This is a genomic window from Nitrospirota bacterium, assembly GCA_040757335.1.
Classification (GTDB): Bacteria; Nitrospirota; Nitrospiria; order 2-01-FULL-66-17; family 2-01-FULL-66-17; genus JBFLXB01.
On the sequence record JBFLXB010000004.1, the window covers coordinates 38,923 to 64,269 of the forward strand.

The 25,347-nt window shown below is 64.3% G+C and carries 23 protein-coding genes; 14 read left to right on the forward strand and 9 right to left on the reverse strand.

Annotated elements, in window-relative coordinates; genetic code table 11:
- Positions 1–11: 11 nt before the first annotated feature.
- From truA to AB1451_03810, 3 genes are all read right to left on the reverse strand, one after another.
- Complete coding sequence (truA, locus tag AB1451_03800; GenBank protein MEW6682035.1) at positions 12–863, reverse strand: tRNA pseudouridine(38-40) synthase TruA; 852 nt, start codon at positions 861–863, stop codon at positions 12–14.
- 136 nt (positions 864–999) lie between these two features.
- Complete coding sequence (locus AB1451_03805) at positions 1,000–1,467, reverse strand: RES domain-containing protein (protein MEW6682036.1); 468 nt, start codon at positions 1,465–1,467, stop codon at positions 1,000–1,002.
- On the reverse strand, positions 1,468–1,977 hold the full coding sequence (locus tag AB1451_03810; GenBank protein MEW6682037.1) for an antitoxin Xre-like helix-turn-helix domain-containing protein: 510 nt from the start codon (positions 1,975–1,977) through the stop codon (positions 1,468–1,470). It lies immediately after the preceding gene.
- Positions 1,978–2,341: 364 nt separating this feature from the next.
- Between AB1451_03810 and AB1451_03815 the strand changes: the two genes are divergently transcribed.
- Together AB1451_03815 and AB1451_03820 are read left to right on the forward strand one after the other, a co-directional pair.
- The gene (locus AB1451_03815) at positions 2,342–2,743 is read left to right on the forward strand and encodes a hypothetical protein (protein ID MEW6682038.1); all 402 of its coding nucleotides are present in this window, start codon (positions 2,342–2,344) and stop codon (positions 2,741–2,743) included.
- Entirely contained in the window at positions 2,740–4,083 is a 1,344-nt protein-coding gene (locus AB1451_03820; GenBank protein ID MEW6682039.1) for a GAF domain-containing protein, read from the forward strand. The genes AB1451_03815 and AB1451_03820 overlap by 4 nt, the downstream gene beginning before the upstream one ends.
- Before the next feature lie 12 nt (positions 4,084–4,095).
- Here the strand turns inward: AB1451_03820 and AB1451_03825 are convergent, their stop codons facing one another.
- Positions 4,096–5,046 (reverse strand): NmrA/HSCARG family protein, encoded by a 951-nt coding sequence (locus AB1451_03825; GenBank protein MEW6682040.1) that lies wholly within the window; start codon positions 5,044–5,046, stop codon positions 4,096–4,098.
- Between the two features lie 25 nt (positions 5,047–5,071).
- Complete coding sequence (locus AB1451_03830) at positions 5,072–5,578, reverse strand: cytochrome c (GenBank protein ID MEW6682041.1); 507 nt, start codon at positions 5,576–5,578, stop codon at positions 5,072–5,074.
- Between the two features lie 118 nt (positions 5,579–5,696).
- Here AB1451_03830 and AB1451_03835 point away from each other — a divergent pair, with 118 nt between their 5' ends.
- A complete protein-coding gene (locus AB1451_03835; GenBank protein MEW6682042.1) occupies positions 5,697–6,158 on the forward strand; it encodes a PH domain-containing protein in 462 nt (153 codons plus the stop codon).
- 55 nt (positions 6,159–6,213) lie between these two features.
- On the opposite strand, the gene AB1451_03840 is transcribed toward AB1451_03835, so the two are convergent.
- On the reverse strand, positions 6,214–8,424 hold the full coding sequence (locus AB1451_03840) for an iron-containing alcohol dehydrogenase (GenBank protein MEW6682043.1): 2,211 nt from the start codon (positions 8,422–8,424) through the stop codon (positions 6,214–6,216).
- Between the two features lie 460 nt (positions 8,425–8,884).
- Between AB1451_03840 and AB1451_03845 the strand changes: the two genes are divergently transcribed.
- Both AB1451_03845 and AB1451_03850 read left to right on the forward strand, forming a co-directional pair.
- On the forward strand, positions 8,885–9,652 hold the full coding sequence (locus tag AB1451_03845) for a DUF3047 domain-containing protein (GenBank protein MEW6682044.1): 768 nt from the start codon (positions 8,885–8,887) through the stop codon (positions 9,650–9,652).
- A gap of 53 nt (positions 9,653–9,705) precedes the next feature.
- Positions 9,706–10,698 carry a transposase gene (locus AB1451_03850; GenBank protein MEW6682045.1) on the forward strand — a complete coding sequence of 331 codons (993 nt, stop codon included), beginning with the start codon at positions 9,706–9,708 and terminating at the stop codon, positions 10,696–10,698.
- A 26-nt stretch (positions 10,699–10,724) separates the two neighbouring features.
- Here the strand turns inward: AB1451_03850 and AB1451_03855 are convergent, their stop codons facing one another.
- From AB1451_03855 to AB1451_03865, 3 genes are all read right to left on the reverse strand, one after another.
- Positions 10,725–11,561: an outer membrane lipoprotein-sorting protein gene (locus AB1451_03855; protein MEW6682046.1), complete on the reverse strand. Its 837-nt coding sequence runs from the start codon at positions 11,559–11,561 to the stop codon at positions 10,725–10,727.
- A 145-nt stretch (positions 11,562–11,706) separates the two neighbouring features.
- Positions 11,707–12,456, reverse strand: a complete 750-nt coding sequence (locus tag AB1451_03860) for a hypothetical protein (protein ID MEW6682047.1) — start codon at positions 12,454–12,456, stop codon at positions 11,707–11,709.
- A gap of 1 nt (position 12,457) precedes the next feature.
- Positions 12,458–14,143, reverse strand: coding sequence for a protein kinase (locus AB1451_03865; GenBank protein ID MEW6682048.1), 1,686 nt, complete (start codon positions 14,141–14,143; stop codon positions 12,458–12,460).
- A 142-nt stretch (positions 14,144–14,285) separates the two neighbouring features.
- On the opposite strand from AB1451_03865, the gene AB1451_03870 reads away from it, so the two are divergent.
- The 9 genes from AB1451_03870 (at position 14,286) to AB1451_03910 (ending at position 25,329) form a co-directional block, all read left to right on the forward strand.
- On the forward strand, positions 14,286–14,627 hold the full coding sequence (locus tag AB1451_03870) for a DMT family protein (protein ID MEW6682049.1): 342 nt from the start codon (positions 14,286–14,288) through the stop codon (positions 14,625–14,627).
- Positions 14,628–14,803: 176 nt separating this feature from the next.
- The gene (locus tag AB1451_03875; protein MEW6682050.1) at positions 14,804–15,559 is read left to right on the forward strand and encodes a fumarylacetoacetate hydrolase family protein; all 756 of its coding nucleotides are present in this window, start codon (positions 14,804–14,806) and stop codon (positions 15,557–15,559) included.
- Positions 15,560–15,577: 18 nt separating this feature from the next.
- Positions 15,578–16,813 (forward strand): LL-diaminopimelate aminotransferase, encoded by a 1,236-nt coding sequence (locus tag AB1451_03880; protein ID MEW6682051.1) that lies wholly within the window; start codon positions 15,578–15,580, stop codon positions 16,811–16,813.
- A gap of 3 nt (positions 16,814–16,816) precedes the next feature.
- Entirely contained in the window at positions 16,817–17,335 is a 519-nt protein-coding gene (gene folK, locus AB1451_03885; GenBank protein ID MEW6682052.1) for a 2-amino-4-hydroxy-6-hydroxymethyldihydropteridine diphosphokinase, read from the forward strand.
- A 21-nt stretch (positions 17,336–17,356) separates the two neighbouring features.
- Positions 17,357–17,989, forward strand: coding sequence for a deoxynucleoside kinase (locus AB1451_03890; GenBank protein MEW6682053.1), 633 nt, complete (start codon positions 17,357–17,359; stop codon positions 17,987–17,989).
- A gap of 40 nt (positions 17,990–18,029) precedes the next feature.
- Positions 18,030–18,884 (forward strand): pantoate--beta-alanine ligase, encoded by an 855-nt coding sequence (panC, locus tag AB1451_03895; protein MEW6682054.1) that lies wholly within the window; start codon positions 18,030–18,032, stop codon positions 18,882–18,884.
- On the forward strand, positions 18,877–20,853 hold the full coding sequence (locus tag AB1451_03900; GenBank protein ID MEW6682055.1) for an FG-GAP-like repeat-containing protein: 1,977 nt from the start codon (positions 18,877–18,879) through the stop codon (positions 20,851–20,853). Before panC ends, AB1451_03900 begins: the two co-directional genes overlap by 8 nt.
- A 408-nt stretch (positions 20,854–21,261) precedes the next feature.
- The gene (locus AB1451_03905) at positions 21,262–24,381 is read left to right on the forward strand and encodes an NAD-dependent epimerase/dehydratase family protein (GenBank protein MEW6682056.1); all 3,120 of its coding nucleotides are present in this window, start codon (positions 21,262–21,264) and stop codon (positions 24,379–24,381) included.
- An 18-nt stretch (positions 24,382–24,399) separates the two neighbouring features.
- On the forward strand, positions 24,400–25,329 hold the full coding sequence (locus AB1451_03910) for an NAD-dependent epimerase/dehydratase family protein (GenBank protein MEW6682057.1): 930 nt from the start codon (positions 24,400–24,402) through the stop codon (positions 25,327–25,329).
- Positions 25,330–25,347 lie beyond the last annotated feature (18 nt).

Consider the following 25,347-nt stretch of genomic DNA (forward strand, 5'->3'; position numbering starts at 1 on the left):
GCACGCTTTGTTTACAGCGCGATCAGCGGCTTCGGTTCACCCGGCGGTGGGTCGCCGGGGTAGCACACACGCTCCAAGAACAGGCCGGCGGCGGGGGCGGTCCAGGTGGGAATCTGCTGGGCGTACCGCCGGCTGAGCTCTGAGAGCGCGAGTCCCGCCGGAACCTCCTTCGAGCCGATTCTGACCAACACGCCCACGATCCGGCGCACCATCTTCCAGAGAAAGTGGGAGGCGCCGATTCGGATCATGAGCAGCTCGCGGTGGCGCGTGACCCGCAGCTCGTCCACCTGGACTTTGGTAGAACCGTCCCCCGTCCGTGCGTCCGCGAAGGCTTTGTAGTCGTGCAGGCCGAGAAACGCTGGCAACGAGCGGTCGATGGCGCCCAGGTCGAGCGCGTGCTTCACCCACCAACAGTAGTTTTTCGCAAACGCTGTACGTCGCAGGCTGATCTGGTAAAGGTAATAGCGAGCGACGGCGGAATGCCGGGCGTGGAAATCCGGTCCCACGGGTTCGACCTTGAGCACGTTCACGTCTTTGGTCAGGCGCCGGTTGAGTTCGTCGAGCAATACCGACGGGGCGATCACGCGCGGGGAGTGGAGCGAGACCACCTGCGCGAGGGCGTGGACCCCGGCGTCGGTCCGCCCGGCTCCGGCCATCTGGTAGTCCTTAGCCAAGAGTTCGTTCAGCGCGTTCTTGATCACTTCCTGCACCGTCATGGCGTTGCTCTGTTCCTGCCACCCCCGGTAGCGAGACCCGTCGTATTCGATCGTGAGTTTGAAGTGACTCCCTGCAGCAGTCGCGACCAGCTTGGCCCGTCGCACATCGGGACGCCGGTGGGGCAGGCGCTCGCGTGGTGCTTTCACGCGTGAATCGCCTTGGGGTCAGGGCTGAGCATTGTGGTCGGGGTTTGCGTGCCACGCACGGGCCGCAGACTACGGGCGATCGCGCAGGAAGTCAATTGAGACAATCGCACGGGGCAGAGTCCGGTGCCTTCGCGGGTTAGGGTTTCCTCAGTAGCCGCAGGTCGAACTCAAACGGCTGGGGCGAGGAGCGGGTGATGGTGGGGAAGTGGGGGTGTTCGGGGTTGATCAGGTAGTTGGTGTGATGCTCCACCACGGCGCTGGGCACGGCCAGGACCGCCGAGGATCGGGAGAGGAGCCATTCGTCTCCGCGTCGCTGCAATTCAGGCGGTGCCGGATACGAACGCCACTTGGCGGGCAGGGTGTGGGGCTGGACACGGGTGACTAGGGATTCCTCGAACGTGGCGGAGATCAGCACGAAACTCGGCAGGATGGTGGGGTTGCCGAGCTGGACGAGGATCTCAAGCGTCGCGAGCGCGGGGGAGTCCGCGGTGTAGACCATCTTGACGCCCGGCGAGTTCCAACGCCCGCCGCTGGCGCGTGCGCCCTCGCCGTCGAACGCGTGGGTGGCGTAGGGCTTCTTGACGATACGCCAGCTCGTTATCACTTACACAAAGACGCCGTGCTCGATCCGGCTGATCGCCGCTTCCACCTCACGCGAACCGACCTCGGTCCGAGCCAAATCAAACGGCACCGCGCCGCCCAGCGCGGCCTGAGGGCTCGACAGCCATTTCCTGGTGGCGACCGTGTCTCCCTCGAACAACTCCAGCGCTCGGGCGAGCAACCGGGTGGCACGCAGCAGCCGATCCGACTCCTCCGGGGTGAGATGGCCTTCCTGGCGGCGACGCGCCAGGGTTCGGGGCGCGATGTGCACGAGTGCGGTCATCTGCGACTGCGAGAGCGAGAAGTTGCGCTGAAAGCGCTCGAGCGTTTTGAACGACAGGCCACTTTCCACCATGCGAAGCAGGCGGGCCGAATCGAACGCCTTCAGGCCCAACAGGATCACATACGCATAAGGTCCCGGGCTGCCTTTTCGCAGAAAATCCACGAAATCCGCGACGTCTTTCGAGTACGGTTCGTCCGGCGGCGTCGGCGGGGCCAGTTGAGGGGTGCTCATCGCTCTACATCCATTTGGCGCTATTCTAGCTGCCAATTGGCAACCCCGTCAAGCAACGCGCGGGACGAGTAACAGATGCGTCCATCGTGGACGGTTCGTTACCGGGAATCAGCCGAACGCTTTACACCTTCTGCGGGTTCGTGCTATAGGCTTCGCCAGGTAATCGGCGGTGCGATCAACGCGACAAAGACGGGTTTCTCAACCGGTTGGCCGTAACCAAACTCGCAACAGCTCTCCGACTGCGCGCGCTTCGACGCGTGCGATAACCGCGACCTCAACTGACAGTTCCCTGCTCGATCAGACGCACGCCGCGTTTCTCGGCGGTCCGGTGGCGATCAACGTGGCATCGTGTGACGAGAAACACATGCCGTCAGTCGCCCGCGGCTATGGGTGTCGGATCTCCAGCGACCGGCGGCGTGTCACGGTCTTTCTTTCCGTGCCGCAGGCCGAGCCGTTGTTGCGCGACCTGCGCGCCGGGCGCCCGGTCGCAGTGGTGTTCACCCGACCCAAGACCCACCAGACCATCCAGCTCAAGGGCGCTGACGTCAAGGTCGCGCCGCTTGGCCGCGGCGACCGCGCGATCATGGCCGCATACGCGGACGCGTTTATGGCGGAGGTTGGCGCGATCGGGTTCAAGGAGCGGTTTTCGCGCGCGATCGTCTCAGGCGCGAGCGGAGCGGCGGTGGGCGTAACATTTACACCGATCGCCGCGTTCGTGCAGACTCCGGGGCCGGGCGCGGGGCAGCGTCTGGCTGTCAACCCATGACCACTCGGCTCGCGGACCTGCGCAGTTGTTTTGAAGGCGCGGTGCCATCGGCGTTTGCGACGTGCGACCCGGACGGCACACCGAATGTTGCGTACCTGTCCCAGGTGCATTTCGTGGACGACGAGCACGTCGCGCTGACGTATCAGTTTTTCAACACCACCCGCCAAAACATCCTGGCCAACCCGCGAGGAGTGGTGCAGATTGTAGATCCCGACACAGCCGCCCACTTCCGCCTGCACCTCGAATACTTGCGCACCGAAACCGAAGGCCCATTGTTCGAGAAGATGAAGGCCAAGCTGGCCGGCATCGCCTCGCACACCGGGATGAGCAAGGTGTTTCGCTTGCGCGGCTCGGACGTGTACCGAGTGGTCCGGATCGAGCACGTGTTCGGCGAGCCAGCGGCCGACGCATCCCACACTCAACGCATGCTGTCGTCACTCCGCGCGGGTCTAGTCGATCTCGCCCGGTGCGACGACCTGGCGCGGCTGTTCAACGAGGCGTTGCAGGGACTGGATAAGCACTTTGACATTCGACACGCGATGTTGTTGATGCACGACGAACGCCGCAACCGGCTCTACGCCGTGGCCAGCCGCGGCTACCCCGCATCCGGCGTTGGTTCGGAGATCGGCTTCGGAGAAGGCATTGTCGGCGTTGCGGCGCGTGAACGGACGGCGATCCGCATTAGCTACGCGGCGAGCGAATACCTGTACGGTCGCGTGGCGCGGGCGGGGTTTGAGCAGAGCGGTGTGGATGCCCTTGAAACCGAGATTCCGTTTCCGGGCCTGCAGAATTCGAATAGTCAACTGGCCGTCCCGCTGACACGCGGGCGCCGCCTGCTCGGCGTCCTGTACGTGGAAAGCCCGCAAGCGCGGCGTTTCAGCTACGAGGACGAAGACGCCCTCGAGGTGTTTGCCGGCCAGTTGGCGCTGTCCATCCAGCTCTTGTCCGACGCGGCCGAACCGCCCGACGAACCGCCCGCCGTCGCCGGGCCGCCGGCACCGGTGCGCGGAACGCCGGTGGCGATCCGGCACTTCGCCGCCGACCACAGTGTGTTCGTCGACAACGAGTATCTGATCAAGGGTGTTGCCGGCGCGATCCTGCGCAAGCTGATCGGCGACTACGTCGACGCCGGAAGGACCGAGTTCACCAACTGCGAGCTGCGGCGCGATCCCTCACTGGGCTTGCCGGACATCACGGACAATCTCGAAGCGCGGCTGATTCTCCTGCAACGACGGCTCGCCGAGCGCCACGCGTTTCTCGCGATTGAAAAGACCGGGCGCGGCCGTTTCCGCCTGAGCGTTTCACGGCCCCTGCGGCTCACGGACGCGCCCGGTCGCTGATTCGGCCGCCCGTTACCCGATCGGGATGCGAGCCGCGTTGCGGTCAAGCCAGGTCGCAAAGTCCTGCAGAGCCGGATTCAACGCGCGGCTTGCCGACACGCTGCGGGCGCCGCAGAAGTCCTCGTTGAAATCGCGCTTGAACTGAAACATATTGCCGAGGTCATCGGCGCCCGGAAACCCCAAGGCGCGATACGCGTCGGGCGGCATGTCGTGGTAACCAACCTCCTGACCCAGGGCCCGGGCAAGCGCCGACGCCATCTGAGCGCCGGTCAGGTGCTCGCCCGCGATGCCGACGGTCTTCCCGATAAACTCACGGCTCCTTTTAAAGATGCCGTAGGCGGCCTTGCCGATATCCTCAGTCGCGATACCGGGGAGTTTCTTGTCGCCCATGGGGAACGCGATCGCCAGCTTGCCATCCGCGCTCTTCTTGGGACCCATGCCGAAGTAGATGAGGTTCTCCCAGTAGAACGACGTGAGCAGGAGCGTGACCGGTAATCCCGCCTCGGTGAACAGGCGGTCCGCCTCGCCCTTGCCGTCGAAGTGCGGCACTTTATACCGCTCCCCCAGCGTGGGCATGCGCGTGTCGCTGAGGGGCACCCAGCGACGGGTGTCTTCCAGTGTGGACCAGATCACGTGCTGAACGCCGGCGCGTTTGGCCGCTTGAGCCATGTTGCGCGCCTCGTCCACCTCGCGCTGAGGCGAGAAGTGGTCCCAGAAGAACGTGACGCAGAACGCGCCGTACGCGCCGTCGAATGCCCGCTTCACGCTCTCCTCATCGTCAATGGTTGCTTGGACGACTTCCGCTCCGGCCTTGGCAAGCGCCTGTGCTTTCTCGGACTTCGGGTCCCGTGTGAGCGCGCGGACCGCGAACCCGCTGGTCGGGTCGTTCAGGATCGCGCGCGCCAATCCGCCACCCTGTGCGCCGGTGGCCCCGGCAATGGCGATAAGCTTCTTCGTAGCCATGTCTGATCTCCTTCCTGGCGGGATGTTATTTCCCCGCCTGCTTCGGCAGGTTCTTGGGGAAAAACTCGATATACGGCGTCGTGACCGCCACGCCGGGTCCTACCGCGGCGGGCGCGGGTACGCCGGCCGGGCCGAGCGAGCGCACAAAGTGATAGATCGCGAGCAGGTCGCTGTCAGTCATGTCGCGCAGATTGAACCACGGCATGGGCGGTCCCATGGGCTTTCGCACGCGCGCGAGCCACTGCTCCTCGGAGATGTTTTGCATATAGAGGCGGAGATTCTTGGGATAGTTCGTGCCCCATGGACCTTGGAATCCGACCGGGTTCCCGGTCAGCCATCGCTCCTCGGGAATTCCGCCAGCGGCTTCCGGGAAGCCTGGGGTGTGGCAGTCATTGCACCCACCGATCCAGACCAGGTACCGTCCGCGGTCAAGAATGGCCTTGTCCGCGTCCGGCCTCGAGTCGGCGAGGGCCGTGTAGCTCAGGAATGCGATGGCTGCCAGTACGGTGAAGCTGACGAGACGAATCTTCATGGCGTCCTCCTTCGGTTGAGGGTTGCAGTATCATGCAAGGCGTAGCATACGCGGATCGCCGCGAACGCGTTCTTAAATGATCGCTAGCAACTTCTTAAGAATTTCGTAAACGACTGCCATGGACTCTGGTGACTCGCCACACGGCCATGAAGTCACCCGCTGGAGCGGCCAGCCGGCGTGGAGCGAGTACGTGTTTCTCTGGTTCATCACGCTGGTCTTCGGCGTCCGGGCTGTCTTGTCTGTGTGGTGGGCGCAGTGGGGAATCGTGGCAATCCACGTCGGGGGCATGGCCGCGTTCGTGGGTCTCGCGGTGTTTTTTCGGCGCACCACCCGGTACACCGTGACCCAGGACGCGATTTACCGAACGGTCGGCGTCTGGGGCCAACGCGAAGACCGATTGCCGATGTCCGAGGTGGAGTCGGTGAGCGTGCGGCAGAGTGGGCTGGATCGATTGCTCGGCATCGGCACGGTGGCGCTTCATCGTGAGGATGGAACCTACGTGCGGCTGGCGGGCCTGCGCGATCCAGAGGTGATCCGCCGCAAGCTGGAGCCGCTCCTCAGGACCGCCAAGCCAGGTTGAATTTTGACGCACCGAGCTGCGGCCCTCGGAAGGGCCGCCGCCGCTCGGTCGGTGCTTAGGGGACCGTGGCGCTGGTGCCTTGAGACGGAGTCGATTCCATCTCGACTTCAGCGTACTCGATGAACGCGTCTTCGTAGATCGCCGCGATGTCCTTGCGGCTGAACGCCCGCGGATTGGTCGCCAGAAACGGGTCCTGCAAGGCTCGTTCGCTCAGGGTCGCGATTGCGCTCTTGTCCACACCCACTTGCGTCAGGCTGGTGGGAAGCCCCACATCCACCATGAGCAGCATCACGGCGTTGATCGCCCGCTGAGCCGCGGCGCGCACGCTCAATCCCTCCACGGATTCGCCCAGGGCCTCGGCCACCTTGGCCATGCGCCTGATGTCGGCGTTCATGTTGGCCTTCATCACGTGAGGCAGCAGAATCGCGTCGCCGATCCGCTCCGGGATATCGAACAGCCCCGAAAGCGAGTGCCCGAGCGCGTGCACCGCGCCGCTCCTCGCGTTGACGGCGGCGTGCCCGGCCTCGAAGGCCGCGAGCGCCATCTGCTGGCGGGCCTTCAGGTTGTTGCCGTTGGCCACGGCCGCGCGGAGGTTCTCCGCGATCAACCGTATCGCGTCCAGCGCGAGCGTGTCGCTCACGGGATTCGCGAACGTGGAGAAATACGCCTCGATGGCGTTGGCCAGGGCATCCATCCCGCTGCTCGCGGTCAGCTCCGGCGGCATCGAGCGGGTCATCAAGGGATCGATGAAGATCCGTTGCGGGATGAGTTTGCGGCTGAAGATTTCGATCTTCCGTTTCTGCGCGGTGTCCCGCACGATGCAGAAGGGGCTGGTTTCGGCCCCGGAGCCCGCGGTGGTCGGAACCGCGTAGAGCGGCGTGATCGGGCGACTGATGCGGTCGACACCCTCGTAGTCTTGGATCGATCCGCCGTTGGCCAACACGATCCCGACCGCCTTCGCAGTGTCGATCACGCTTCCGCCCCCGACCGCGACCAGCCAGTCCGTTCCCGACTTCTGGCAGCGACTCGCGATCTCGGCGATCACGGTGTGAGGGACTTCGCGCGAGACCTGATCCACGACGTCGCACGTCACCCCGGCCTTGGTGAGCGAGGCTTTCACGGGGTCCACCAGGCCTTGCTGGGCGACGCCCTGATCCGTCACGATCGTGACGTGAGCGGCCTTCTCGCGGGCGACGTAACGCCCAATGTCGCGCGTACAATGGCTGCCGAACATGACCTCGTGGGGCCAGATGGACAAGGTCGTGGACTGCGTTCGCGCGACCTTGTCTCTCCATCGAAGCGGAGGTGACGCTCTCCAGCCGATGGGTTTGATATCCCGAGTGCGCGCACGGGGGAGCCCTCCTCTGGCAAAGAGGCCGACCCACGCCATCATGGCGATGGCTCCGAGCAGCGCAGCCGCGCCGAACTCAAGGAATCCTCGGGTGTTCCAGGGAGACCGAATCGCGGCTTCAGCCGCTTCAGCGAGCTGCTGGTAGTCCTCGGCGCTCCGTGTTTGGGCCATCTCGTTTCGGATCGCGTCCATCTCGCGCGCGATGCGGGCGTCGACGGACGCGTCATAGAAACGCGCGACTCGGTGCCCGTCCGCCACGGCGTCGGCCAGGCGGGCGATTGCCTCGCGGGGAAGCTGCGCCTGGCGGGCGCTCAGCGCGACCACGCGCGCGTCGGTGTTGAGCGCCATCCGCCGTTCCATCTCGGAGAGCACCTTGATGCGCGATTGGAGCTGCTCTTGAAAGCGCGCCGTGTTCGGCGCAGCAAAGGCGGCGGTTTGCAGGATCACCTCGCCCAGGCGCTCCTGAAGCCACGCTCCGCTGCGGACGCGCTGCTGCAGGTCGAGGGCGTCGGCGAGGGCGGCGTCGAGCGACGCTCGGTCATTGTACAGGAGCTGGGCGGTGGTGGCGATCGAAAGCCCGAGCGCTTCCTGCAGGCGGGCGTTGCGACTGTCGGCGAAGCTGATGGCGTCGTCGCTGACGCGCCTCCAGCGCTCGGCGAGCTGGGTCAGTCGTTCGGAGTCGTACCGGTCCAGCGCGAGGATTCGGTTCCCGATCTCTTCTTGGACCTGCGGGTCCGGGCTTTGGACGGAGGACTCTTGTTGCTCGACACCGGCACCTGGATCGCTGGTTGCGGCCGACAACACCCGACCCTCTGGGATCAGCAGCACGGTCAGCACCGCTGCCGCGAACGAGAGCATCATCCTCTCAGAAACAGCCGGCGGACGCTGGGGGTAATGATCTGGATCAGTGGTCATGGCGCTCCCTCCTTTGGTTGAGAACCATCCGAGAAGCAGCGGGGTGTACGCCACGAGAGCCGCGTGGTCTAGGAAACAAACGCCGGAGGGAGGGACTCTGGCTCTAGCGCGCAGCCACGACTCCATGGAACCCGCCTCCCATGGTTCTGGCCACTACTGCCTGCGTCGCCGTGAGGCGCTCGCTTCGGGGACGAGCCTCGTCCCCCAAATGAAACCGAGAACAGGACGAAAGAGGGGAAACGCCGTGCTTGTTGCTTAGCACTGCGCGGAGGCCAAAGTCAAGATTGTCCGACGTGGTCGCGCTTGAGGTGCGCTTGGACGCGGGGCAGCAGCGACGAGCCGCGAAAAAGACGGGATGGAGAGCGGGTGCTATTCTGGGGATATCTGCGAGTCATGTAGGATCATCGGCAATGCGTGAACGACTTGATGTAGGTAAGCGCGCCCTCGTTCTGATCCTCGGATGAAGGCCACGACGGCGTACGTCACCATCTTGGCTGTACCTGCGTTGGTCCTGGCGTTCGAACCAGCGGTCGGCGCAACGGATTTGTTGGTGGTCGGTGGCTTTTCCCGGGCAGTCGAAGGCGCGCTCCCCTCGGGTTGGAAACCGCAGATCTTTAAGAAGGGAAGAGACGCCAAACAGACCGTGTACGGCGTGGTCCGAGATGGAGATACGACGGTGGTGCGTGCTGAGAGCGTCGGTGCGGCTTCGGGGCTCGAGTACGAGGTGCCCGTGGACCTGAGGGAGTACCCGGTGTTGCGGTGGCGATGGAAGGTCGACAACGTGGTGGCGTCCGGTGATCCTCGTCGCAAGGACAAGGACGACTACGCGGCGCGGGTGTATGTGACTTTCGCATTCGAGCCCGAGAAGGTGAGCTTTGGCGAGCGCTTAAGATACAAGACCGCCCGGCGCTTGTTCGGCGGCGTGCCGTACGCGGCGATTTCCTATATTTGGGCGAGCCGCACGCCGGTGGGCACGGTGGTCGACAGTCCGCATATGGGGAACATCGTCAAAATCATCGTGATCGAGAGCGGCAAAGCGCGGGTGGGCGACTGGGTGGCCGAGGAACGAAATGTGTACGACGACTATCGGCGGGCGTTCGGCAAGGAACCGCCGCTGGTCAGCGGCGTCGCCATCATGACGGATACCGACAACACGCAGGAGCGCGCCACCGCGTATTACGGCGATCTGGTCTTTGTAAAGGAGCAGACCAGGGCCCTTCTTCCCTGACGTTCGTTCTCACGGCTTTACACGTCCTCCTGGTTCGTGCTATAGCCTCGGCCATGCCGCGCGGGCCGCGTCTCGACGCTCCGGGGGTGGTGCACCACGTCGTGGTGCGTGGCATTGAGCAGCGAAAGATCTTTCAGAACGACGACGACCGCGCAGACTTCATCCGCCGCATAGCTCGCCTCCTCCCCGATACCCAAACAACGTGCCTGGCGTGGTGCGTGTTGCCGAACCATGTCCATCTCGCGCTGCGTTCGGGGCCGCGCGGGCTGTCGTTTCTGATGCGGCGCTTATTGACCGGGTACGCGGTCGCATTTAATCGTCGCCACGGCCGCGTGGGGCATCTCTTCCAGAACCGGTACCAGTCGATCGTGTGCGAGGAGGAACCCTACTTGCTCGCCTTGGTCCGATACGTACACCTGAATCCCCTCCGTGCCGGCATCGTGAACGGGCTCAAGGCGCTGGCGGAGCATCCTTGGTGCGGGCACGGCGCGCTGCTGGGTCGGGTCGAACACTCTTGGCAGGAAACCGCAGAGGTGCTAGCGCGGTTCGGGGACACGCCGGAGCAGGCTCGCAGAGAATACGCGGCGTTTGTCGCGGCGGAGGCCGATGTCGAGGAAGCGCCGCGGACAGACACCGCCGAGCTCTTGGCCGCTGGTGCGACCGCCGCGCAACTCCCGTCGCGTCCTGTGGGCGCTGATCCGAATGGCGCGTGGGGGAGCCCGGAGTTCGTGGCCGGCCTCCGCGCCCGAAGCGCGCGCCCCCCTGAGCAGCCGGATGCGAGCTGTCGGTTCGTGGTGGAGGCGGTCTGCCGCGCGCTCGGTCTCTCGCCGCAGGCGCTGGCGTCGGGGCGCCGCACGCGACCGCTCTCGAACGGCCGGGCCTTGGTAGCGTACGTGGCGCGCACGCGGTATCGGATCACAGGCACTGAGTTGGCCGAAGCGCTGGGCATGAGTCCGCCGGCCGTGACGTTTGCCGAACGCCGCGGCGCACGGCTTCTCAAGCGACGGGTTGATTTGAGGAGCGGTCTTCGAGAGTTTCTAAATTAATTAAGAACGTCCCCGATGTGGGGTCCTCAGGGCAACCTTCCGGATTTGAGGTTTTCGACCGTGAACAGGCGGTCAGCGAGGCCGGTGTTGACCGCAATGTCGCTCAATTCGACGATCGTCTTGCCTGAGCTGCCCGCAGGTTGAATTTCGGTCCGCTTCCACACCCAGCCTTGGTCAAGGTGCTCCCACGTGATTCGCTGGGTGCGGATCAGGCGCCCGGTGGCGTCGCGGTATTCGATCTTTCCGATCGTCCAATCCGCAAACGAGATCCAGAAGCGGCGTAACGGCAACAGGTCGTTGGTCACGGTGGAGCGGTCGTCCAGTATCAGGTGATCCACGCCGTCGATCGCTTCCTTCCCCACGAGTTGTCCGGTTGTGCCCACGAGGCGGGTGCCGAGCTGTTCGAAACCGAGATCCAGCGCAGGCTGCCGCCGGCTTCCGTGTTCGTGGTGCTCGTGACCCGCGATCGCCACGCGACGGACCTGACGCAAATCAGGCAAGTACAACCAGGCCTGGGAGTCGTTTGCCCGCTCCATTTGCCAGAGCAAGAAGCCCTCGCCGCGTTTATCGAGCGGCGTCTGCGTGACCAACAGCGCCTTGCCGATCAACCCTTTGTCGCCCAGCAGGTTCTTCCAATAGAGGCGATGGGTGCTCACGCGCTCGACGCCGCGGGCGTCCACTTGACGGACCAGCACGCTCGCGGTTTGGTCGCTGATGGCGTTGTCTTGGGCCGTAACGTGCTGTACCACTTCTTCCACGAACACGTCGCCGGCGTCGGCGCTGCGCAGGGCCCCGGGCGCCGTGCCCGCGATCAGCAGGAAGATGGTCACGCGGAATCCATTGGCCAGTGTCTTGATGGTCATGTGCTTGCTTGCTCCGTCCCGATGGTGTGGTTGCGCGGTCACGCGAGGTTCTCTCACTCAGGACCCCAAAAGCAACCGATTTATTTTCCGAAGCAGGGTGGAAGTCGCTGGCGCGGACCCTGAGCGCGCGGCGGCACCAGGGTTGTCAGAAGGTATACGCGATACTGAAGATGACTCCTTGGAAGGTGTCGGAGCTGTCGCCGGTTTCACTCTCGAATCGCTGGAACTTGTACGCCTCGGCGATCGTCACCGGCTGCTTCGGAAACCGATACGCGAGCCCGATCTCGCCGGACGGGCCGCCGAACGAGCTGGAGGCGCTGCCGCTTCCCCCGAGTTCGCGTTGTAAGAACGAGTACGTGGCATTGCCATACAGGGCGAAGCGCGTGCGACCGAGGGTATAGCTGCCGAGCAATCCCACGAACGGGCCCGAGGACGTTTGCTCGACCCGCGTGGAATTTTGCCCTGAACCGGGTTGGGGGGGAATCGTAAACTCGAAGGTGACGCTCTTGAACCCGCCGATCACGCCGAACGTGGGCAGAAAGTAGTATCCCGCGGTCAGATCGAGATCGGTGCGCTGGGCCACGATCGTGGTGTTCGTGGTCGTAATGTTGGGCGGGTTGACGACCGTTTGCGTGAACGGGAAGTCCAACTGACCGGTAAAAAACGTCGCGCCCACGAACACCTGCCGGTACCGTGCAATCGCCACGGGTCCGAACAACGCGCCCACATAGGAACGAAATTCTCCGTTCGCGTTGAGGGCCCCCCAGTCCGCGGCCCACGTCTTGACCCCGACGGAGTAACGGATCGGTTCGGCGACGGCGGTCGAAGGCAGCACTGCGATGACTGCGAAGAGCAGGACGCGTTGCACGGTGGCTGCGAGGCGTCGCGTCGTCATCTCACGGCAGCAAGGGGAGCGGCGCTTCGTCGTGCGCCGGCTCGGGTGGTGGTTGGGGCGCCGGGGTGGAGGCGCTCGAAGATTCGCGCACCGTCGAGAGTCGGGTCGCCGGCGGAGCCACTGGTTTGACCTCGGCGACTGGCTTGAGCGCCTCGGTCGCGGGTGGAGCGACGACCAGGGGCGCCGGAGCCAGGGCCTTCGGCTTGGGTTCAGGGGACGGGGTGACCGTTCGCGCTTCGTGTATCGGCGGCGCGACGCGGCTCGGCTCCTTACGCGGGGCGGTGACCGGAACGGGCGCAGGTTTCTTTGCGGGCTTGGGCTCCTTGCGTTGCGGCGGCGGTTCGATCGGACTCGGAGGAGGCGACATGGTCTCGGGAACGGGTGCCGGGACCTGAGGCGCGGGTGCCACCGCCACGGGGTGTTCCGGCGTCACCAGCGGAGACTCCACGCGGGGATCGGCCACCACCGGCTCGGTAGGCGGCGCGACCGCAACGGGTGTCGGACGCGATTCGTTCGTCGAGCGATTCAGCACCGCCCACCCGCCGACCGCGCTCACCGCCAGCGCCGCAGCGACACCCAGCCCGATTGCAATCGAACGGCCGCGACCAGCGGGCGTGGGAGCGGGAACCGAGCGCGACGCGGGGGTGGCAATCGTCCGCGTTCTCTCTGCATGTGCAGAGGGCTCCGGGCGTTTATTCGTCGGCGGCGCGGTGGTTTTGGTAATAGTGGTGACCTGCCGATACGTTGCCGTGTCGGTTTCGATGTCCTTGTCGAACAGTGTGCGGAGGTACTCGGACAGATCCCTGGCGCTGGGCGGTGGGGAGAGGGTCCGCAGGTAACCGTTGAGCGCGTCCTCGAACGCCTGGCCGGTCGCATACCGCTCGCCGGGGTTCTTCGCGAGTGTCTTGAGCACGATCGCGTCCAAGGCCTTGGGCAACCCTTCCTTGACCGCGGATGGAACCGGCACGTCGGCGGTGCGGACGCGTTCGAGCGTGGTGAATTCGTTGTCGGCCTTGAACAGGCGCTGTCCGGTGAGCATTTCGTGCAACACGATGCCGAGCGCGAACAGGTCCGATCGATGGTCAACGGCTTTGCCCCAGGCCTGCTCCGGCGACAGGTACGCGAGCTTGCCCTTGAGCACCCCGGTCTGGGTGTGGCTGGACGACGAGGCGGCCTTGGCGATCCCGAAATCCACGAGTTTGACGTCGCCGTTGTACCCGATCAGGATGTTCTGGGGGCTGATGTCCCGATGGATGATCCCCAGCGGCGCGCCGGACGCGGCGGTGCCGCGATAGGCGTGGTCCAATCCCGCCGCGATCCGCGCGGTGATCAGCACCGCGGCGGACAGGGGGACGGGGACGCCCCGAGCCTGCCCCTGCGCCAACACCGCGGCCAGGCTCTTGCCCATCACGTACTCCATGGCCATGTAATAGGTGCCCAACACGGCGCCGAAATCGTAGATCTGCACGATATGGGGGTGCGTGATCTGGGCCGCGAGTTTGGCCTCGTTCACGAACATCTGCACGAACTCGCGGTCCTCGGTGAGGTGGGGGAGAATCCGTTTGATGGCCACCACCCGCTCGAATCCCGCCACGCCGGTCTGACGGGCGAGGAACAGCTCGGCCATGCCGCCGCGACCGATCTTTTTCAACAAGAGGTACGGGCCGAATCGTTCTGGGGTGGTCACACCGGCTCCACGGGCGAAACGATCGGTAAGGATAGCACACGGTTTCCAGGCGTCTTGCCGCGCGCGAGCGGCGAGCCCGCTTGATCATGAGCCGGAGCGGCTCTACAATCGCGGGAAAATCTGTCACGCCGAGGAGGAGCTGATGCCGATTGTGTTGCAGACCACGGGCTTGTTGGTCTTATCCAACGTCTTCATGACGTTTGCCTGGTACGCCCATCTCAAACACCTCAATCATCACCCGTGGTATCTGGCCGCGTTTGCAAGTTGGGGTATCGCGCTGTTCGAGTATCTGCTGCAGGTTCCGGCCAACCGGACCGGGTTTCAGGCGCTCGATCTGACGCAACTGAAGATCCTGCAGGAAGTGATCACGTTGTCCGTGTTTGCGCCGTTTGCGATTTGGTACATGGGCCAGCCGTTGCGATGGAACTTCTTGTGGGCCGCGCTGTGTCTGATCGGCGCCGTCTATTTCATGTTCCGGGGGTAGCGCGGCCATCAACGGCCGTCTGCGGCGTTGCTGCTGTGCTTCCGGTGCTCACGTACAGACTTAGTACGCTCCGCTCCGGTTCTCGCAGCGCCTTGCATCCGGCGCGTTGCTGACCACGCTTGCCTTGACCGTTTTGCATTGATCGTGCGAAGATCCGACCCGGTTGACTGGCGGGTATGCGTTATCTTCGCTTCGTTCATGACAATGTCGTGGCCTACGGCCGCCTGGAAGGCGATCTAGTCCGGGTGATCGATGGCGACTTGTTCGGGGGGTACAAGGTCACCGAACGAACCGTGTTGCTCGCGGCCGTGCGGGTGCTCGCGCCCTGCCTGCCGACCAAGATCATCGCCATCGGCGTCAATTACAAGGACCACGCCGCGGAGTTCAAGAAGGACCTGCCCGAAGAGCCCTTGATCTTTCTCAAACCGCCCAGCGCGGTGCTGGCATCTGAAGAGGCGATCGTGTATCCGGAGGGGGTGACGCGGCGCGTGGACTACGAGGGGGAGTTGGCGGTGGTGATCCGCAAACGCGGGCGCCACCTCACCCCCGAACAGGCCGCCGCGGTGATTCTGGGCTACACGTGCTGCAACGACGTGACCGCGCGCGACCTCCAGAAAAAAGACGGCCAGTGGAGCCGCGCCAAGGGGTTCGACACGTTCTGTCCCTTGGGGCCGGTGATTGCGACGGAACTCGATCCGTCGCAGCTGCGCATCGAAACGCGCCTCAACGGCGAGGTGAAACAGGACGCGCCGGTCTCGTCCATGATCTTCGACGTCCCCACGTTGATCAGCCACGTGTCCAAGGTCATGACGTTGATGCCCGGCGACGTGTTGACCACGGGCACGCCGTCGGGCGTGGGGCCGATGAAACCGGGCGATGTGGTCGAGGTGCGGATCGAAGGCATCGGCACGTTGAGAAACCGCGTAGTGTAAACATCTCAGGAGGTGTTCGTGGCGTCATCGTACATTCAAGGGCGGTTTGCCGAACGGATCGGCGGGGCCAAGTTCGGCAAGTCCACCAAAATCTACAAATTCGAGAAGATCAAGCGCGCCAAGGCGGCCGCGCAGAAAGCCCACCCCGGAGTGGAGTTGCTCGACTTCGGCGTGGGCGAGCCCGATGACATGGCGTTTCCGGGGGTGGTCGAGGCGCTGCAACGCGAGGCCGCGAAATGGGAGAACCGGGGCTACGCGGACAACGGGATCGCCGAATTCAAAGAAGCCGCGGCGCGTTACCTGGGCCGCGTGTTCGGGGCTCCGGGGATCGACCCGCAGACCGAGGTGCTCCACGCCATCGGCGCCAAACCCGCGCTGGCCATGCTGCCGGCGTGCTTCATTGACCGGGGCGACGTGGCGATCGTCACGGTGCCCGGGTATCCGGTGATGGCCACGCATACGCGGTGGTACGGCGGCCGGGTGGTCGAGCTCCCCCTGGTCCAAGAACGGCATTATCTGCCGGATCTGGGTGCGCTGAAAGCCGCGGACCTGAGACGCGCCAAGCTCCTGTACCTCAACTACCCCAACAACCCCACCGGCGCGTCCGCTACCCGCGACTTCTACCAGGACGTCGTCAAGTTCGCGAAGAAACACAAAGTGATCGTGGTGGTGGACGCGGCATACGCCGGGCTGACCTACGGGGAACCGCCGTTGAGCTTTTTGTCGGTCCCCGGCGCCAAGGACGTGGGCGTGGAGCTGCACTCGTTGTCCAAAGCCTTCAACATGACCGGTTGGCGGCTGGGATTCGTAGCAGGCAATCCATTGGTCGTCTCCGCGTTCGGCATGGTCAAGGACAATTGTGATTCCGGGCAGTTCAAGGCCATCCAGCGGGCGGGGATTTACGCGCTCGATCATCCCGAGATCACCCGTGAGATCGGGCGCAAATACGAGCGACGGTTGCGGGGGATGGTCGCCGCGTTGTCCTCGGTGGGCTTCGATGTCGCCATGCCGCGCGGGTCGTTTTTTCTGTACACGGCCGCCCCCAAGGGCGTGAAAGCCGGCCGGAAATTCCGGAGCGCGGAGGACGTGTCGGAGTTCCTGATCACCGAACGCTTGATCTCCACGGTGCCCTGGGATGACGCGGGGCACTATCTGCGCTTCTCCGCAACGTTTCTCGCGAAAGATGAGGCCGACGAGCGGCGGGTGCTGGATGAATTGAAGAGACGGTTGTCTGATTTGGGACTGGTGTTCTGACCGATGCCCGAGACCATTCGCGCCTACATCGGGGTGGGATCCAACGTCGGAAACCGGTTCGCGCACTGCCAGGCGGCCGTGGACGCACTCGGTCGGCTGGGCGGGACGAGGGTGGCGGCCTGTTCGCGTTGGTTCGAGACCGAGCCGGTCGGGGAGATCGCGCAGGACTGGTTTCTGAACGGCGCGGTCGCGATCGACACGGTGTTGGGGCCGCACGAGTTGCTGACCAGGTGCCGTCGCATCGAACACGACCGGGGCCGCGATCGTGCGCAAGAATCCCCTGGCGGGCCGCGGACTCTTGACCTGGACATTCTCCTGTACGGCGACCGGGTGGTGGACACGCCGGACCTGCAAATTCCCCACCCACGCATGGCGGAGCGCGCGTTCGTGCTGATTCCGCTGGAGGACATCGCGCCGCGCGCCGTGCATCCCGTGCGCCAGGCCACGGTGGCGGAGTTGCGCGCCCGCCTCGCCGATCCGCACGTGGTCCGATTGTTTGAGGCGATTAACCGGTCCGCGTGACCGGCCACTCGCGAGCGGCGCATGGACCCGAAGTATCTGGTCGTCGAAGGCCCCATCGGCGTGGGAAAGACCAGCCTGGTGACGTTGCTGGCCGAGCAATTGGCCGGCAAGGCGATCCTGGAGGAGTCCGAGAACAATCCCTTTCTGCTCCGGTTCTACCGGGACCGCTGGCGCTGGGCGTTCCAGACGCAATTGTTCTTTCTGTTGTCGCGGTATCGCCAGCAAGAAGAAATGGCGCAACACGAGCTGTTTTCCAACGTCACCATCACCGACGTGTTTCTGCCCAAAGATCGCATCTTCGCTTCGCTCAATCTCTCTCCGGACGAGCTGGTCTTGTACGACCAGGTGTACGGCCTGTTGCGAGGCCGCCTGCCCAAACCGGATCTGGTCATCTACCTGCACGCGGAGACCGACGTGCTCATGCAACGCGTCCATCAGCGCGGGCGCGAGTACGAGAAGGAGCTGACGTGGGAGTACCTGGACGCGCTCAATCGCGCGTACAACGAGTTCTTCTTCGGATACACGGATACCCCGCTGCTGGTCCTCCAGACCACGGAGATCGACTTCGTCAACAACGCGGCTGATCTCGCCGAGCTGATCCGCCAGATCCGGCACATGAAGGGCGGCGTGCAGTACTATGTGCCGGCCCGATGACGGGGCGCGCGTCTCGTAGCAGCCACGGCTGGGAGCGACCGTGCTGACCCTCACCACCGCGCGCGACATGCATACGTGGTCGGACGCTGAACGCGGTCGCGGGCACGCGATCGGGTTTGTGCCCACGATGGGGGCGCTGCACCACGGTCACGCCAGCCTCATTCGCGCGGCGCGTGCCGCGAGCGATCGGGTCGTGGTCAGCGTGTTCGTTAATCCCACGCAATTCGGTCCCACCGAAGACTACGAGCGCTACCCCCGCATGTTCGAGGCGGATCGCGCGTTGTGCGAGCGCGAAGGCGCGGACGTGGTGTTCGCGCCCGCGGTCCCCGAGATCTACCCTCCCGGGAACGAGACCATCGTGGACGTGGGGTCGCTCGGCACCGTGCTCTGCGGCGCGTCGCGCCCGGGTCATTTCCGAGGCGTGGCCACGGTCGTCGCCAAATTGTTCGCTATCGTGAACCCCCATCGCGCGTTCTTCGGCCGCAAGGACTACCAGCAAACTGTGGTCATCCGGCGGCTGGTGGAGGATCTGCGGTTCGGGGTCGAGATCGTGGTCTGCCCCACGGTGCGCGATGCCGACGGCCTGGCCGCCAGCTCCCGGAACGCCTATCTGTCGCCGGAGGAACGAAAACGGGCACTGCGCGTGCCCGCGGCCTTGGCCGAAGCCGAGCGGCTGATCAAGGCCGGCGAGCGCTCCGGCGGGAAGATTCGGGACGTGCTGGAGGTCTTGCTGTCGAGCGGAGCTGCGGTCCGCGTGGACTACGCAGCGGTGGTCCATCCCGACACGCTCCGGCCGGTGGAACAACTGGCCGGCCGGGTGGTGATTGCGGTGGCGGTATGGGTAGGCGCCACGCGCCTGATCGACAATGTGGAGATCGAGGTAGCTGATGGGTGACGTGAGAGATCGCCGGACGACGAGAGCGAGGGCAGGAGCCCTCGTTTTTTGTGCCTTGCTCGCCGCGTGTTCGGGGGGGGGCGGCGGAGACAACAACGGCCCCGCCTGCGCATCGTCCACGGTCAGCGTTTTGATCGAGCCCGCTGCGCCGACGGTGATTGCCAACACCCCGCAACCGTTCATAGCCACGGTGACGGGAGCGACGAATACCGCGGTGACGTGGAGCGTGCAAGAGGCCGGGGGCGGAGACATCTCGGCAACCGGTCTGTACACCGCACCTGCCGCACCCGGCACATACCATGTGGTCGCGACGAGCCAAGAGGATCCCTGCGGGACCGCGACGGTTGCCGTGACGGTCGAGCAGGCTCAGCCAATCACTGTAGCCATTAGCCCCTCCGGTTCCGTGCCCGTCGAGGTCGAGGTAGGCGGCAGCCAGACATTTCTTGCGACGGTGACCGGGACCACAAACACTGCGGTGACGTGGTCGGTGCAGCCGGGCGGCGCAGGGGGCAAGATCAATCCACTAGGTGTTTACTCGGACCCAAGTACGCCCGGTGTCGACCTGGTCACTGCGACAAGCGTTGTTGACCCGACCAAGTTCGCTCAAGTGACGGTCAATATCGTCGCAACCTCAATCATGATTTCACCGTCTGACGTCAGGGTCGGCCTCGGCGGACAGGTACAGTTTTCGCTCACTAGACTTGTTGGTGGGGCGTGGTCCTTGAGCGGCGACTCCAAGTTTGGCACGATTAGCGTTGGGGTCGGATTATACACGGCACCGTTTCAAATGCCGACCTCCAACACCGCGATCGAGGTTAGGCATATCAGTACTACGGACAAAGCCGTGATCACGCTGGCCAGCCGATTTCTGCCTCCGGAAACGCTCCCGGTCGACGGGTGCGGCGGGTGTGAGACGGATCTACCCAACGCGATCGTGGCAGAAGATTTCAATGGTGACGGATTGGATGATCTAGCCACGGCAAATTCGGGAACCGGGACGCTCTCGATCTTAATCGCGGCGGACAAATCCCATTTTGGCGAGGCGGTAAGGCCTCAGGTGGGCAATCTGGCTTCCGGTGATCCCGAAGCTCTCGCTGTCGCGGATCTGAATCTTGTTGGAGGGGTGGTTGACCTGGTCGTTGCGGATGCGGATCCCAGCGGCTTGGCCGTGCGCAGTTTCCTGGGCGAGGGTGATGGAACGTTCGGATCTGAACGTGCATCCGCGCTTTCGTCGAACAGCAACCCCCTTTCAGTTGCGGTTGGCCTCATGGATTCCGATGCATTTCCGGACGTGGCAGTGGCAAATTTCCTAACCAGCACAGTTGAGGTTCTTCAGGGCGTTGGTGATGGAACCTTTAGATCCTATACTCCCCCGACCGTGCTCACCAATGGCGTTTCAGGTCCGCTGGGCATTGTAGCGGCATCGTTCAACGGGGACGGTTGGGACGACCTCGCAGTGGCAAACAGCCAGGACGGTACCGTGTCCATCTTCCTCAGCAATGCAAATGGCACGTTTGCGGCTCCACAGGTCGTGTCGCTAGGTCAGAACAGTCCCAGCGCGTTGGCTGCGGTCGCGCTCACTGGTGGTGGCAACTATCTGGATCTCGTTGTTACGACGGCGTTCAATAGTAAGTTGACCCCTCTCTTGAACTCCAGCGGAACGTTTACCGCTTCGCCGACCCCACTATCGACCGGCACTTCGCCGGTAGCCGTCGCGAAGGGAGATTTCAACAAAGATACGTTTCAAGACGTTGTGGTTGCGAATCAAGGCAGCAATTCCGTCACCACGTACCTCGGCCAAGGCGGCGGCTCGCTGGTTCAATCTGAAACCTATAACGTGGGCCTGCAACCCCAGGCAGTGGCGGTCGGCGACTTTAATGGGGATGGCTGGTCCGACGTGGCCGTGGCCAATAACGGCGACGACACGGTCTCGATCCTTCGGAACCGCGGCAGCCCTACCGCGCCTTAGTACATCCCTCGGTACTGGTCCCATCCCAAGACGCCCAGGCGTAGCGCCTTCCGTCTCCCGCAAAGCCGCAACCTATCAGGCACGTCATGCTACCGAGCGCCTCTTGCCCGAGGGACCTCTAATTGCATTTTGGCGTTCCGGGGAACAGCTGAAGGCCATCCGTGGTCTTTCTGTCATGGAGGGGTTTTACCCGTGAGGGGCTGTTGGCTGTGCCTGTTGACCACAGCCCTCACAGCCCGGGTCATCGAGGCCTGGGGTTTTGGTGGTGTTTGACGCAATGGATCGCGCCGAGATCATGCGTAAGGGGCGAGGAACGGCATGCTCCGCGGACCCGGCTACCGAACAGTTCTGGGAGGTGCCGCAAGGCTCGTGGGCGGGTGCGTGCTTGCTGCGTGCAGCGCGGGTGATATGCCCTCCGGCTGGTCCGTCGACGTTACGATCGAGCCGGACGTTGTGACGGTGGTGGCGGGGACCTCGCAGCCCTTTGTTGCTGCGATGACCGGGACCGCGAATCCAGAGGTGACCTGGTCGGTGGAGGAGGGAAGCGTCGGCGGGGGGATCTCCTCCACCGGCGTGTACCGAGCACCCACCCGAACGGGCACGTATCACATTGCCGCCGCGAGTCTGGCCGCCCCCTCCAGCCGCGGCCGCGCAACCGTGACCGTGGTGTCCCCAGTGGCGATCAGCGTGTCGATCACCTCGCCAGCAGACCCGGCCGTCGTCCTTCCGCCCGGAGGGATCGTGGCGTTCCTTGCCGCTGTGAACGGGGCCGGCAACCGCAATGTAATCTGGACGATCGAGACCGGCCAACCGGTTCCCGGAGGGTCGATTACGGTCGAGGGCGTGTACACCGCGCCGGCGCTGGAACTGGTTCGTCCCTATCTCGACACGAGCGGTTCGATCACCGTGGTGGTCCATGCGCGCAGCGAGGCTGATCCTACCAAATCGGGCACGCGGCCGGTGGTCATTCAGGAACAGTCCGTCCCGGTCACCATCTCGCCCCCGAGTGTGGTCGTCGGCCTCGGCGGGTCTGTCACGCTCGCCCTGTCGGAAATCCTGTTCACGCCCACGACATGGACGATCAACGGTATAGGAGGGGGTGATTCCACGATCGGCACGATCTCGGGCTTTGGAGCGTACGCGGCGCCGTTTCGGCTCGCGAACCCCGCAACGGTGGTCGTGGGCAATTCAGCGGCGAGGAACGCGGTCGCCGTCACGATGGTCAGCCGATTTCTGGCGCCGGAGGCGATCCCGGTTCACGCGTGCTTCCCGTGTCTGTCCGCGCGTCCCGCCGCGCTGGCGGCCGCGGATTTCAACTCCGACGGCTTGTTCGACCTGGCGACCGCGAACGCCGGGTCCGGAACATTGTCCGTCCTGATGGCGGCGGATTCGGTCCGTTTTGCGGCGCCGTATCGCTTGCCGGTCGGCTCACCCGAAACGTCGGCGCCGCGGATTCTTGTGGCGCCTCGGCTTGATGGCGCCGGGCCGGCAGCGCTTGTGGTGGTTGACGGCGCTGGCACGGGCGGAGCGATACGGGCGCGCCTCGGCGCGGGTGACGGCACCTTCCAGAGCGAGGCCGTGTCGGAACTGCCGCTCGATGCCGACCTGGTCGCCGTGGCGTCGGGTGGGTTCGACGGCGATGCACTCTTGGATCTGGTCGTGGCGGATGCATCGGCCGGCGCTCTGCATGTCTTGCAAGGGCTGGGAGGCGGTCGGTTCTCGCTTCGCGCCAGCCTCGGAAATGCCGCCAGCATGTTGCGGCCGACCGCGGTGGCCGTTGGGGACTTCGACCGCAATGGACGCGATGATCTGGCCGTGGCGGTTGGGGACCACACCGTGTCGGTGTGGTCGACCGACCCCGATGGGAGTGTCCGCAACGCTCAGACCATTACCTTCCAGCCCGGAAACGTCCCTGTGGCACTGGTCCCGGTCGACCTGAACCGGGACGCGGCCCCGGATCTCGTCGTCACCCTTGGAACGCCCCCCGGCGTCTCAGTGGTTCTGAACTCAGGCGCTCCGCAGACAGGCCGGTTCGGCGCGCCGTCTCCGTCGATCGACGGAGGCCCGATGCCCGTTGCGGTGGCGACCGGGAATTTCAATCACGATGGGTTCCCGGACATCGTGGTGGCGGATCAGAGCGCCAACACGGTGACCACCTTTTTCGGCGATGGCCACGGAGCCCTGGTGCGCTCCGAGACGTACCCTCTGGGGCTCGTGCCGGAGGCGGTGACGACCGGTGATTTCAACGGCGATGGTTGGGACGATGTGGCGGTGGTTCACCCCAACGACGACGTGATCTCCGTGCTCCGGAATCGCGGCGGGCCTACCCGCCCTAGAGGTACGCGACGCCGGATTGACAGACCGCCTCAAGTTCGATTGACTTACCCCCGCTGTCTTGATAGGGTACGGCCTGCGCGCGGGCCGGCCCGCGTAGACTGCTTCGGTATTGAAGCTTCCCGCATTGCCTGCGCAGAGCTTCGACCCAAGTGGAAGGAACCACTAATAAGCGCGTGGCACTCCGTGAGCGGAGTGCCGGGGAGCGCGACGCGCGATGCGGGTTCTGAGCATATGCCCACCGTGTTGGTAACTGGAAACGCGGGGTTTATCGGGTCCCACCTGACCGAGCGCCTCTTGGCGCTGGGCCACTCCGTGGTGGGGTTCGACAACTTCGATCCGTTCTACGACCCCGCGATCAAACGCCGAAACCTCGCGGTCGTGGCCTCGCATCCCCGCTTTACCTTTGTGGAAGGCGATTTGCGGCGGCGCGACCAGGTGGATGCGTTGTTTGCGGGGCGCCGCATCGATCGCATTTTTCACGGCGCGGCGCGCGCGGGCGTTCGTCCTTCCCTGAAAGATCCGCTCCTGTATGAGGAAGTGAACGTGCGCGGCACGTTGCACGTGTTGGAAGCGGCGGTCCGCCACAACGTGGCCAACTTCGTGTTCGCCTCGTCATCCTCGGTGTACGGGGAACAGAAGAAGGTGCCGTTCGCCGAGACCGACCCGGTGGATCACCCCATCTCCCCCTACGCCGCGACCAAGAAGGCGTGCGAGTTAATGTGTTTCACGTACCACCACCTGTATCGCTTGCCGGTGACGTGCCTGCGGTTCTTCACGGTGTACGGGCCGCGTCAGCGGCCGGAGATGGCGATTCACGCGTTCACCCGCGCCATGACACAAGGCGCGCCGCTCAAACTGTTCGGCGACGGCAGCGCGCGGCGCGATTTTACGTACATCGACGACATCATCGCGGGCGTGGTGGCGGCGCTGGACCGCCCGCATCCCTATGAGATCGTGAACCTGGGGGAATCGCAGACGATCGCCATGCGGGACCTGATCGCACGCCTCGAGCCGCTGATCGGCAAAGCCGCGATCGTCCACGCGCTCCCGGCCGAGCCCGGCGACGTCCCGATCACGTACGCGGATGTGACAAAGGCCAAGGCGCTACTGGGCTACGAGCCTTCCACGTCGATCGACCAAGGCCTGGCGCGGTTCGTGGCGTGGTATCGCGCTGAGATGGGCGCGGCATAACGCGAGGGGACGTTCGCTATGCGGATATTGGTGACCGGCGGCGCCGGATTCATCGGTTCTCATTTGGTGGATCGCCTGATCCAGGAAGGGCACGAGGTCTCGATCGTGGACGACCTCTCCACCGGGAAGAAAAAAAACGTCAGCCCCAAAGCCGAGTTTTACAAGCTCGACATTTTGAGCCCCAAGGTGGAGCGGGTCTTCAAGAAAGCGCGGCCCGAGGCGATTTTTCATCACGCCGCGCAGATGGACGTGCGTCGTTCGGTCAAAGACCCGCTCTTCGACGGGCAGGTCAACATCCTCGGGACCGTCAATCTGCTGGAGCAGGCGGTCAAGGTCGGGACTAAGCGCGTGATTTTCGCGTCGTCCGGCGGCGCGGTCTACGGCGAGCAGGAGCAGTTTCCTGCGGCGGAACCCCACCCCACCCGCCCGGTGAGTCCTTACGGAATCAGCAAACTCGCCGGGGAACATTATCTCTACTACTATGGTCGTACTTACGGGCTGCAATGGACAAGCCTGCGGTACGCCAACGTGTATGGGCCGCGCCAGGATCCGTTCGGCGAAGCGGGCGTGGTGGCCATCTTCACGCTGAAGTTGCTGCAGAACGAACAGCCCGTGATCAACGGCACTGGAAAACAGACGCGTGACTACATCGCCATCGACGACGTGGTCGAAGCCAACATGGCCGTGCTGAACAACCGCCTGACCGAGACCTTCAACGTCGGGACGGGACGGGAAACAACGGTCAACCAGTTGTTCCGCATGTTGGCCGAGGCGGTGGGATCTCCCATCAAAGAGCGGTACGGTCCGGAGCGGCGCGGCGAGCAGCTTCGAAGTTGCGTGGACGCCGGCAAGCTCGCCAGAGCGGCGGAGTGGGAAGCCCGCACGAGCCTGGCCGACGGTCTCAAGCGCACCGTGGAATACTTCCGGCAGACCCTCCAGCCCAGATGACGGGGAGCCCGACGATCC